Below are 12,378 nucleotides of genomic sequence, written 5' to 3' on the forward strand. Positions count from 1 at the left end.
GGGAAGCTAAATTTTGCCTAGAAATTGGGCCAAAAGTTACACTTCTTTTCAATTCTTCTATAGAATAGAGTGATAGGAGATTTTGTGAAAGCATCAACATATTTAAATGATAAGGTTTCGCACGCCTTTGAGACGTGTAATTCAATATTTCTCGGCAAAGAAGATCAATTAAAGATCGCCTTTATAAGTATGCTCTCGAAAGGGCATCTATTAATTGAGGACGTTCCTGGAGTTGGGAAGACGACTTTAGTTTACTTACTATCTCATATTTTTGGATTAAATCTTTCAAGGATTCAGTTTACAAATGATCTTCTTGCATCAGATATCTTAGGGACTTCGATTTTCGACAAGCAAACAGCGAGTTTTATTTTTAATAAGGGACCTATCTTTAGTCGAATGGTTCTTGGCGATGAATTAAATAGGGCCTCTCCAAAAACACAAAGTGCATTACTTCAGGCCATGGAGGAGAGGTATATCACTGTAGATGGTGGTGAATATCAACTAGAGGAACCATTCATTGTTGTGGCCACTCAGAATCCTCTCGATCAAATTGGAACAAACCCCTTGCCTGAATCACAATTGGATAGATTCTTTATGAGTCTCTCAATTGGTCTACCATCAAGAGAGTATGAAAAGAAAATTCTCTTAGGAGACAATATAAGAGATCAAATTAATGGCCTTCATGCATTTCTAAGTTTAGAGGAATATTTATCAATTCATAAAATGATTCAAAAAATTCATATTGAAGAAAGTCTCATTGAGTATGTCTTGAACTTCTTAGAGTACTGCCGAGAGAACTTAGATAGTGGTATGAAACTCTCTCTAAGAGCGGGGAGAGATTTATTACTTGCCTCTAGAGCGTGCGCCTTTTTTGAAAAGAGAGATTTTGTTACTCCCCATGACGTTCAAACGATTGCACCTTATGTTTTGGCTCATAGATTAAACTCTAGAATGGGACTTACCTCTTCGCAAGATCAGATACGTGAGGCCTTAGAGAATGTAGCCATTAGGTAAATGAAGTTATCAGCGAATAAAACCTATATTCTCCCCACTAAGTTTGGCCTCGCTCTTGGTTTTGTAGCTTTCCTCGTTTTTATTATTGCCATTACATTTGGTCATCCATTTTCATACTTTATAACTTTTTTCATTGTTGCAATTATTATTGTTTGTGCCTTTTATACTAATAATTCTATCTCTAGATTGAAGTCCTTTTCTTTTAAGGATGAGTACGTAGAGTTGGGAGTAGATTCTTCAATTCTCTTTGAAGTCTCTTCTAAAGAGGTTGGTGAATATAAGAATATTGAAACGAAGGTTGGAAAGAGAGGAGCTACGAAAGTGAGCTCGGTTGGTGAGAAGAACTTAAAACTAAGGGCCATGGTAAATCCAAGTCGATGTGGTGTTTTCTCTCTTTGGAGAGTTAGGATTAGCTCCACTTACCCGTTGGGTCTTTTCTACGCTTGGAAGTATATCATGCCAAATAAAGAGGCGATCGTTTATCCAAAAAGAGTGAGGGATAAGTCATCTAGCTATGAGTCTGAATATGTTGCAAGTGAAGAAGAGAGCTTAGATTTAAACCCTGAGTCTAATGATGAATTTCTAGATCATAGAAGGTTTAGAGACAATGATTATTGGAAGCATATTGATTGGAAGGCCTACGCAAGAGGGAGAGGTCTCTTAACTAAGAATTTCTCTGGCACAAGTTCAAAAGTCAAAACTATAAAAATGTCTAGCTCAGATAATTTAGAGAAATTAGGAATTGTAGTGAATGATGTATTGGACGCCTTTGAGTCTAATAGAGATTCAATTTTAATTTGTGATAATGAGGTTGTCTCTAGAGGTAGAAATCTTGGACATTTAAATAAGTGTTTAAGAGTCCTTAGTCAATTTGGGGGACGAGTTGAGTAAGATATTCACAAAGATTTCACTTATTTTCTATATCTTCTTGATGATCTTCTTTCTTCCATACTTCTCATGGATGAGTATAGGGCTTTATAGTTCAATTATTTTAACGATTCTCTTATATAAGAAATTAAAATTTAAATCTCTTCTCTGGTTAAGGATGCCATTTCTCTTAGTATCTATTTTCCTTATTTATAAAGAATACGGAACATGGAGAGGATTTGAGCCAGCAAGTATTCTCTTTTCAACACTGGTCATACTCAAGGTATTTGAACTCAAGACGAAGCGAGATATCTACTCTTTGGTTCTCATTCAATTTTTACATATAATTTCACTGAGTTTATTAGTTGAAGATTTCTACTACCTCTTCATTATCTTTATAAGCTTAGTCATTTCCTTTTCAAATATTTATATCCTCTCTCAACTCTCAATTGGAGAGGCCCATTATAGGAAAGGGGTTAAGAAGATATTAAAGTATTCTCTCTATGGTGCTCCCATTGTTATCATTCTCTTTCTTGTTTTTCCTAGGTTTAATTTTGGAGGATTTCTTCTCTCTACGACAACTGCTACCACTGGCTTTAGCGAGGAGCTTAAGCCTGGTGATATTTCAGAAATTATTAAAGACCCTTCAGTTGTTTTTCACGTTAAGTTTACGAAGCGCTTTAAAAGACTTGATATGTATTGGAGAGGACAAATACTCGCTAAGAATAATAATTTTGACTGGTCTAAAACACCTCTTCCTGAAAGAAGAAATACGGAAACGATATATAAGAAGTTTGACTACTTTGTAACATATGACACTTTGGCGAGTGGTCCACTTTATACCCTTGAGAAGACAAGAAAGGTTTCATTAACTTCTGCGGGCTCTGTTATTAGTAGAAAGGGAAATCTTTATTTCTCTACACCTCTTCTTAATCAGAAATCTAAATTTAAAGGTTGGCTTGGTCCAAAGGTTGCTGCCAAATTATCGAAAAATTATAAGCAAACATATTTACAGGTTGATATTCCTAAGAGTTCCAAAGTTCAAAACTTTATTAAAGAGAATGAGAAACTTAAAGGAAAACCAACTGAAGTCGCACTTTTTCTAAAGGACTTTTTTAGAAAGAATTTTCTCTATTCCACGGCCCCTGGTGTCTATACGGGAGAGAGTGCATTAGATGAATTTCTCTTTAGCCGAAGAGTTGGCTTCTGTGGTCACTACGCGTCTGCAAGTGCTACACTATTTCGTCTCTTTGATATTCCAGCTCGAGTGGTTGTGGGATATCAGGGAGGGTTATACAATGATGTAGGGGACTTCTATATTATTACAAATAAAGATGCCCATACCTGGATTGAGTATTTAGACGAATCGGGTATCTGGACTCGCTTTGATGCCGTTAGTGTTATTTCTCCCGAGCGTATTGCCTATGGTGCTGATGCTTACTTTGAATACGAAAGGTTTAGAGGTAACTCTACAAATATTGAAGACTTTATCTCCTCTCGTTCAGGTGTGCTCTCCGACTGGCGTCAATATTTACAAAATATCTACTATCAATCGGGAACACTATTCTTTAATTATGATTTAGAGGCCCAGAGAGAACTCTTTCGTGGTCTTTTAAGGTACAAGTATAGAGATTCATCAATTGCATTCTATTTGCCTTATATTCTATTATTTTCTCTCTTTTATTTAATTTTTAGATTTAGGGTAAAATTGCAAAGCGTTTTACTCTACTTCTGTATTCTTAAGTATGAGAGAATGAATTGGCATGAATTCAGTGTTCTAAGTGAAGCACAACTTATGAAGTCTATTGAGGGAAGATCAGATCACTTAAGGGACTTACTCTTATTCCATCAAAGTCTAAGGTATGATCGCGGTGAGTCACTGCTAAAAGAGTTGTCTTTCTTTTTAAGGGCCTTTAGAATTTTAATCTATGGCTAAATTACTTTTAATTCTATCAATTTTATTTTCTTATTCTGCATTTTCTAAGACAAAAGTTCTCTTTATCGGAGATTCTCTGACCGAGGGTTATGGAGTGGCCAAAGAAAGTGCTTATCCAATGATTTTAAAAAGCCTTCTCAAAGAAAAGCATAAGAAAGATATCGAAGTTATTAACGGTAGTGTTTCTGGGTCTACTACTGCCAGTGGTTTATCTAGGCTCAAGTGGTTTCTAAGATCTAAGCCCGAGGTTTTAGTTTTGGCCTTGGGAGCAAATGACGGACTAAGAGGAATTAAATTAGATTCATCTAAGGAAAATTTAAAGGCCATTATCAAACTAGCAAAAGATAAGAATATGAAAGTTATCTTAGCTGGAATGTATATGCCTCCCAATTATGGACCAGACTATACAAAGAAATTTAGAAATATGTTTACCGCTCTTAAAGAGGAGATGAAGATTGATTTAATCCCTTTTCTCTTAGATGGAGTGGCGGCCAAGAAAGAGCTCAACCTCTCCGATGGTATTCATCCCAATGAACTAGGTCATAAGAAAATGGCCGAGAACTTACTTCCATACTTTAGGTTTTTAAAATGATTTTAAATTGTCAGAATATAACAAAGAGTTTCACTCAGGGTCCCAATCAAATTGATGTTTTAAAAGGGGCGAGCTTAAGCTTAGATAGTAAAGATACACTTGCGGTAGTAGGAAAGTCTGGCAGTGGTAAATCTACATTGCTCTCAATCCTCTGTGGAATTGAAAGTGTCGATGGTGGTCAGATCCACTTCGAAGATAGAGATATCACTAAGTATTCTCAGCAGGAGATGACGGCATTAAGAGCAAGCTCTATTGGTGTTGTCTTTCAACAATTTCATTTAATAGAGCATTTAAATGCTCTTGAGAACACTATGCTACCTCTAGAGATTGCAGGGGACGAAAACGCTAGAGAGAAAGCGCTCAGTCTACTTGAGAGCGTAGGATTAAAAGAGAGGGCCCTTCACTTTCCAAATCAACTAAGTGGTGGAGAAAAGCAGAGGGTTGCTATTGCTAGGGCCATGAGTAATCGTCCTAAGTTAATTCTGGCCGATGAGCCGAGTGGAAGCTTGGATGAAGAAACAGGTGTAAGCATTATGAATCTTCTCTTTGATCTGGTTGAGAAAGAGGATATGGGACTTATTTTAGTTACTCATGAGATGCAGCTAGCTAAGAGATGTAAGCGCACACTTGTTCTCTCTCAAGGAGTATTGAAGGAAGGCAATCTCTAATGGTTTTTAGACTGATTTTTAGAGAATTAAAAAGCTCTCCTAAGTTTTCACTTATTTTTATTTTAAACCTTGCAATTGGACTTATAGGCCTAGTGGCCATTCAAAGTTTCAAATCTTCATTTTCTGATGAATTAAATTCAAGATCTAAAACAATTCTAGGTGGAGATTTATCCATCAGCTCTAGACTTGATGTTGATATTAGTAAGGTTAGTGACGTTATAAAAGTTGAAGATCTTACTCGAAGTATTCGTCTCTTTTCTATGGCAGGCTATTCAGAGCAATCACGTCTTGCATCTATTAGGGTGATAGAAGATAAGTATCCATTCTATGGAAATATTGTCTTAGAAGATGGAAGTTTTCTCGAATTTAAAAATGACCATGAAGCCTATATTTATCCAGAGCTAAAGAGGCAGCTGAATATCTCTTTAGGGGATGAGCTTATTGTAGGTGAAACGACGTTTAAAGTCGCTGGCTTTGTTATTGATGATGGAGCACAGAGCTTCCAAATGGGAGGAATTGCTCCGAGAGTCTATATCACTTTTAAGGGTCTCGAACGAGCAGAACTCATTAAAGAGGGAAGTACTTACAGCAATAAATATCTATTTAAAGTAAAAGAGAAAATTACAAAAGAGAAGTTAAAGGCAATTAGTCTTGCTATTAATGATTCTAGTGCGCGCATAGTGACTCCAGAGAAATCTTCTCAGCAAGTGAGTCGAATCCTTAATTATATAAACGATTTCTTAGGTCTCGTTAGCTTAAGTGGTCTCTTCCTTGCCTCAATGGCCATGATGTATCTCTTTAGAAGTTTTCTCTATAAGAGAAGAAAAGAGATCGCCATTTTTCAATTTCTTGGGCTAAAGAAGAGTACTGTTTTCTTTGTTCTTATTGGACAACTCTTTGTTCTGAGTTTAATTAGCTCCCTAATCGCTATTTCATTTGGTCCTGTGATTCTTCCTCTTATTATTAAATTATTTAATGAGCAGTTGGGATATAATTTACAGCTTACTTATACATTTGCCTCTATTCTTATCCCTCTAATAGTGGGGATCTTAAGTCCTATGCTCATTGGAGTGGCCTTAATACTTCCTTACCTCAATATTGATTTCAAATTCTTATTCTCTTTCGATGACGAGGGTGAAGGTCAGGGGAGTCGTTGGTATATTTATCTTCCTTGGATAATCTTCTTCTATATTATCTCTATTGTTATAGGGCACTCTGTAATTATTGGAAGTATATTCGCCTCTTTTCTCTTTCTATCACTAGGGCTTCTATTTTTAATTGGGAATTTTATTTTAAAGAGACTCAGAGGACTCTCACAAAGAGGAAGTCTCTCAAGAAAACTGGCATGGGGATTTTTAACTCGATATAGAGTTTCTTCACTATTTATAATTGCGAGTTTAATGATCTCTACCACAATGATTACACTCATCCCAACTCTTAGAAACGTACTTCTAACTGAATTAGAAGGGCCTCTCAGAGGAGATGGGCCGGCACTTTTTCTCTTTGACATTCAGCCAGAGCAAGTTGAGAACTTGAATTCTTTCTTTGTCGCAAATGAAGAGAGTGAAGTTCTTGTTATGGCACCTATGATTCGCTCTCGACTCTCAAAGATTAAGGGGGAGAGAATTCAGTCATCAGTTGAAGAGTCAATGACAAGAGAGCAAGAGCGCGCTATTCGCATGAGAAATCGTGGAGTTAATCTGAGTTATAGAGAAGGTCTTGATATTTCAGAAACCCTTACCGCAGGTAGGCTCACAGAGGGAGTCTATGACTTAGAGAAGAGCGAGTTTGCTGAGATCACTCTAGAGCATAGATATGCAAGTAGGCTAGGTGTCGATATTGGCGATACCTTAGAGTTTGAGATATTTGGAATTCCTTTGGCCACTAAAATTGTGGGACTAAGAGAAGTTAAGTGGACTTCTTTTAGACCGAATTTCTTTATTCAATTTCAAAAAGGAGTGCTTGAGGACGCCCCTAAGACTTTTGTCTCCGCAGTGAAAGTTAACAAAGATAGTGTGGGTGATATTTCTCAAAAGTTATTTGAAAAATTTCCAAATGTATCAGTGGTCGATATTACGAGGGCCATTGATAGAGTCACCAATATAATGGAAAGTATGGTTTTGATTTTAACTTCAATGACTTTACTTGTCTTTATTGTTGGATTGCTAGTGCTCTATTCATTAATTAGCCATCAGCTCATTATTAGGCTTAAGGATTTAAACTTACTTAAGATCTTAGGTCTCAATGATAGAATGATTTTAAAAGTTGTCTTACTTGAAACTTCAATTATCGCATTAAGCTCTTCGATTATAGGGAGCCTTCTCTGTGTTATTTTAGGTGCAATTGTTTCTAAAGTTGCTTTTAAGTCTAGCTTTGTATTTAGCTTACCAATTGCAATTATGCCAATTATAGGTGTGAGCTTTATCAGTTTAGTGATTACTTACCTCGCTACCAGATCAATGCTTAAGAGAAATGCTGCTGAAGTATTTGGTGAAGTGAATTAGAATCCGTAGAAAAAACCACCAGACTGCTTTGCTAACTCTTTTAAAAAGACTGATGCCGGTGTGGTGGATTGTAGAGAGAAGGCCGCACCAACTCCAATTGTATTGATTTGGATATTCTTAAAATTATCTTTCTTAACTTCTGAAAGTATATCTTTTATATCGTCATATTCACTTGAGTTCATCTTGGTTGGGGCTCCATCTGAGAGTAAAACCACATCTGTTAAGTCTGGATACTTTGTTAGGGCATATTTTAGAGCACTACGTGTGGGAGTTGCTCCTTTGGGGTTTAATCTATTTAGGAATCTGTAGACATCTTTCTTCTGGCGCTCTCCTAGTTTCTGAGTATAGCTCCATAGAGAGTAATACCTTGCCCCACGTTTGCCTGGAAAGTGTATGACATCTATTTGATAATCGCTTGGCATAGAGGTGATGAGCATTTTTAGGCCCGCCTTAACTTGCCCCATCTTATCTAAGGTTTTCATTGAACCTGATACATCGATTAAGAATACAATATTCTTTCCTTTAAATTTAAATCCTACATCTACGTCAAGTATACCTTTTGTCTGAACAGCTTCGGTGACAACTTCCTTCTTTACTGGAGGAGTTTCTATTGGCGTTTGCGCCTTTATCGGTATCTTGACCTCATTCTTTTTAAGCTCTGCCTTTAAGGCGTTCACTTGAGCTTGAAGAGCAGCATTCTTTTCTTTTAACTTTTTCTCCACTGTGATTGGCTCTTTCTTTTTTACTTCTTGTCCACCTTTAGGGACAGCAACAAAGAGGATGATCACCGCACCTAGTGCGCCAGAAAGTAGATCAAGAAAGGATATATTAAATGCGTTAACTTCTCTTCTTGAAGACATTATTCAATCTCAATTCTATTAATTAAATTCTCAATGACATAATCTTTAATCTTTGCGTGTAGAAGATCGTTCTCTCTTAGAAGGGCATGGTAGTACCACATGATAATAATACTTAGTAAGAGACTCACAAGTGTTGTGTCGAAGGCAACACCTAGGGTTGCCGTGATGACTTCCATATCCCCACTATTTGCGATCATGAGTGCTTGTGAGATTCCTAGTACAGTTCCCACAAACCCGATTGATGGGATAACCCAAGTTAGATAACGTATATTAGATTGATCTGATTCAGAAAGTTCTTTATTGATATCAGTTTGGATACTAATGATCTCTATCATTTCTGGAATTGATTTTGTTGCTCTAAATTTTAAACATGCCTTAATAATCATCTTGTAGAGTAAGCTATTCTTTTTCTTATTGAGTGAGGATACTTTTAAGTGCAGTTCACTTATTTCAGAGGGAATGATTAGGTGTTTTTCTTCAGTAGGGAGAATTTTACTCTTAAAGGCCTTATTTTCACCTAGAATTATTTTAAGTTGATGCTTGATTTCGAAGAAGGCCCAGAAAAAAGCAGTAAAGGTAAGGCATTGAATATATCCACCACCTAAGAAGTCTCCTCCAAATAATATGAAGAAGCGTCTAAGTATTCCTTCACTAACAAAGTGAAAGCCAATTGCCATGATAAAAGTAATACTGATTGAAATAATTGCGGCCTTAAAGAAGTCTGCTAACTTTTCATTTATCTTCATAAATTCCTTACTGTCGTGAATATAGTATTATTTTAATCTAGAAAGTTTGTCGGACAAAGGGGGAAATTATGAGAATAGAAAGACAAGGTCACTTGAGTCTATATCTTTCAGTACCGTGGAGTCTCCAAAGAAGAGGTTGTCTACCAGCTTCTTCTTTCTCTTTTGCATTTCTATTATCTTTTCTTCAACAGTGCCTTCACTTAGAAGTTTAATGGCGTAGACTTCGCTCTTTTGCCCAATTCTGTGAATTCTATCGATGGCCTGTCCCTCTACAGCTGGATTCCACCATGGATCTAGAAGGAAGCAATACTTTGCTTGTGTGAGATTGAGTCCAAAGCCACCAGCTTTTAGAGATATTAGAAAAGCAGTTTTGTCGGGAACTTCTTTAAATTCATCAATAACTTCTTCTCTATTTCTGGTTTGCCCATCTAGGTAGGAGAATTCAATTCCCTCTGCTTTTAATCTATTTTGAACAATTTTTAAGAATTGAGTAAATTGACTAAATACGAGGGCCTTTTCACCGGACTTAGCAATGACTTTAAGTTTTTCAACAAGTATTTCTAATTTGGCACTTTCACTATCTAGGTATAAAGGATTAATAAGTCCTGGGTGACATGCGGCCTGTCTCAGTCGAAGCAATGCCTCTAATATGTGAACCTTACTCTTCTTGATACCGACCTTTTGTACTTTATCCATCAACTTCGAGCGATAGTGTTCTTTTAATTCATTATAAATTTCATTCTGTTCAGGGGATAACTCTACTGCCAGTACAGATTCGTTCTTTGGAGGAAGATCTTTCAATACATCAACCTTCATTCTTCTCAAGATGAGGGGTCGTAGCCCTTTGAGTATATTCTCAACAACACTCTCGTTACCATCAGTAAGATTTTCTTTGGATATCTTTTGTTGATTGAAGACTTTTGGTGAGAGAAATCTAAATAGCGTAAATAATTCACTAAGATTATTCTCTATAGGGGTTCCCGTAACAATGAACTTACTTCTAGATTGGAGAAGTAAAACACTTTTTGAGATGAGAGAGTTTTCATTCTTTATATGTTGGGCCTCATCTAAAATAATGGTGTCGAAATAGACTTCCTTTAAAGTTTCATAATCATTACGAGTGATGCCATAAGTGCAAAAGAGAATATCAAAGTCTTCCTCAAGAATATCAACACGATCTTTTCTCGCACCTTCATAGACTCTTGTCTTTAAGTGCGGACAAAACTTCTTCGCCTCTTTCTTCCAATTATGTATTAAAGACTTTGGAACAATAATAAGATGCTTCGTTCTCTTTTTCTCTTTTAAAATAGCGAGGTGACAGAGAATCTGAACAGTCTTTCCTAATCCCATTTCGTCCGCTAGACAGCCTCCAAGAGAGAGCTCATCTATAAAGTTAAGCCACTTTACACCTTCGTACTGATAATCTCTTAGCTTCCCATTAAAAGTTTTAGGAATACTTAACTCAGGGGCTTCTTTAGCATTTTTGAGTTTTTGGAGTAATTGGCTATAGCTAGGCGGCCTAGTCTTTAATTGTTTTTCTTCGAAAAGCAGATCTAGATAGAGTAGGTGATCTGCCGCCATAATGACTTTTTCATCTTTCATATAACTCATATACTCAAGTCTTAGATGTTTTCGAAGCCACTCTACAGGAGCTAGTCCTAGCTCTCCATTCTTTAGAGGAATGAGTGCTTGTGAGTCTTTGGCCATTGCTAAAATCTTTGGTGTATGAAAACTTTCACCTTCATACTCAAGGTTTGATTTCACTTCAAACCAATCATCGTCACTCTCTATAGAAATTCCCATACTCTTTGGTACAGAAACTCTCTTGTTCTTGGCAAAGACCTCTATTTCATTATTTATTAATAGTGATATCTTCTCATTGAAGTCATCTACTTTGATTTCAATCTTTCTACTAAAGTCCTTCGTCTCTAGGTTTAAGTCTAGTGTTTGTGCTAAGAAGTTTAGTAGTTCTAATTCTTTATTACTATCCTTTACTCGTAGAACTCTTTGATCGTCTTGCGTGAGCGGAATAGGGCTTAGGGGAGAGTGCCAATCATTTTCATAGGTACTAATAATTTGCGCCCAAATGACTGTTCCAATTGGACCACTTGAAATATCTAAGTTCATCCTAATAATAGGCGAGACTAAGACCTTGTCTATTTTCACGCTCTTTGGAATTTCTACTACAGCTAGACTAGGGTACTTTTTTATAAAGTTCTTTAACTCTTTCTTTGGAACTTCATCTTTTTTAAAGCTTGTCTTCTCATTTAGAAATTGTTCAAAGAGTGGCCTAAGCCCTCTATAGTCAACTCTATATATTGATCGATCCAAGAGGGCCAATTCAATATTTCTTATGCAATAAACTTCACTGATCTCAATGACTCTATCACCTAATTTGAAGAAGGGTGTGAATTTCCACTCATCACTATCTTCTAATTTTCCATGTGCAACTAGAGTTTCTCTTTCTTGATAGGTGATTACTTCATTCTTAGAATTTACTAGTCCACACTGAGAAATAAGAGGTAAGAGGAATGGAATACTTTCACTTGGAATTTCAAAGAATGTATTCTTACTTTTGATATTTCTTCTCTGCCAATAAGATTTAGATTGAACACTGGACATTCGTCTAAAAATTTCGACTAGGCCTCTATCTCTTTCGCTTAGAGATTTAATTAACTTGTCGTTGAGGTGAATGAGTTTCTTATCTATTTGTAAATCTACTCTAAGAGCATTGTCTTGCATTGGATAGTTTTCAAATATTTTAAAGCTCAATTCTTTTTCATGTGTTTCTTCAATATTGAATTTGGCCTCGTACTCCTTCTTTTGTTGCTCAAATGCATTTTCTAGCTTGAGTAGTGCATTGGATTTTGGGGAGGAGTCAACAGGTGGCGCTGGTGTCGGAGTAATGAAGTCAACTTTTTCAAGAGATTGTACTGCATCTGGAAATTGCTCGGAGTCAGCACTTTTTATTATGGCCCAGAGGTGAGAGCAACTTGCGCTAAATTGAAACTCTCTACAGTCGCACTTGGCCTTGATCGCCTTATATGATTTTAACTGAATCCACTCTAATTCAATATTATGAATTGTATCAGTTAGAGTGTATGCTTTTAATTCATTGGAACTTGAGTGGAAAATGCGCACCAATTTTTTACTGAGAAGTGATTCTCCAGATTTTTTTTGATTATTGTTAA

Annotated in this window: 9 protein-coding genes; 6 read left to right on the top strand and 3 right to left on the bottom strand. The window is 36.4% G+C overall.

Annotation, left to right across the window (positions count from 1 at the left end; all coding sequences use genetic code 11):
• Window positions 1-84 precede the first annotated feature (84 nt).
• From BMS_RS06445 to BMS_RS06470, 6 genes are read left to right on the top strand one after another with little or no spacing between them, the layout of a single operon-like run.
• Window positions 85-1,014, top strand: coding sequence for an AAA family ATPase (locus BMS_RS06445; protein ID WP_044557359.1), 930 nt, complete (start codon window positions 85-87; stop codon window positions 1,012-1,014).
• Window positions 1,015-1,905 carry a DUF58 domain-containing protein gene (locus BMS_RS06450; RefSeq protein WP_014244000.1) on the top strand — a complete coding sequence of 297 codons (891 nt, stop codon included), beginning with the start codon at window positions 1,015-1,017 and terminating at the stop codon, window positions 1,903-1,905. It abuts the gene before it with no gap.
• Entirely contained in the window at window positions 1,898-3,817 is a 1,920-nt protein-coding gene (locus BMS_RS06455; protein WP_044557360.1) for a transglutaminase family protein, read from the top strand. Before BMS_RS06450 ends, BMS_RS06455 begins: the two co-directional genes overlap by 8 nt.
• Window positions 3,810-4,409, top strand: coding sequence for an arylesterase (locus tag BMS_RS06460; RefSeq protein WP_014244002.1), 600 nt, complete (start codon window positions 3,810-3,812; stop codon window positions 4,407-4,409). The genes BMS_RS06455 and BMS_RS06460 overlap by 8 nt, the downstream gene beginning before the upstream one ends.
• Entirely contained in the window at window positions 4,406-5,077 is a 672-nt protein-coding gene (locus tag BMS_RS06465; protein ID WP_014244003.1) for an ABC transporter ATP-binding protein, read from the top strand. The genes BMS_RS06460 and BMS_RS06465 overlap by 4 nt, the downstream gene beginning before the upstream one ends.
• Entirely contained in the window at window positions 5,077-7,581 is a 2,505-nt protein-coding gene (locus tag BMS_RS06470) for an ABC transporter permease (RefSeq protein WP_014244004.1), read from the top strand. Before BMS_RS06465 ends, BMS_RS06470 begins: the two co-directional genes overlap by 1 nt.
• Here the strand turns inward: BMS_RS06470 and BMS_RS06475 are convergent.
• From BMS_RS06475 to BMS_RS06485, 3 genes are all read right to left on the bottom strand, one after another.
• The gene (locus BMS_RS06475) at window positions 7,578-8,441 is read right to left on the bottom strand and encodes a vWA domain-containing protein (RefSeq protein WP_014244005.1); all 864 of its coding nucleotides are present in this window, start codon (window positions 8,439-8,441) and stop codon (window positions 7,578-7,580) included. The genes BMS_RS06470 and BMS_RS06475 overlap by 4 nt on opposite strands.
• Window positions 8,441-9,187, bottom strand: a complete 747-nt coding sequence (locus tag BMS_RS16845; RefSeq protein ID WP_014244006.1) for a MotA/TolQ/ExbB proton channel family protein — start codon at window positions 9,185-9,187, stop codon at window positions 8,441-8,443. The genes BMS_RS06475 and BMS_RS16845 overlap by 1 nt, the downstream gene beginning before the upstream one ends.
• A 66-nt stretch (window positions 9,188-9,253) precedes the next feature.
• On the bottom strand, window positions 9,254-12,328 hold the full coding sequence (locus BMS_RS06485; RefSeq protein ID WP_162137846.1) for a DEAD/DEAH box helicase: 3,075 nt from the start codon (window positions 12,326-12,328) through the stop codon (window positions 9,254-9,256).
• Window positions 12,329-12,378: the final 50 nt, after the last annotated feature.

This window comes from Halobacteriovorax marinus SJ (assembly GCF_000210915.2).
Classification (GTDB): Bacteria; Bdellovibrionota; Bacteriovoracia; order Bacteriovoracales; family Bacteriovoracaceae; genus Halobacteriovorax; species Halobacteriovorax marinus.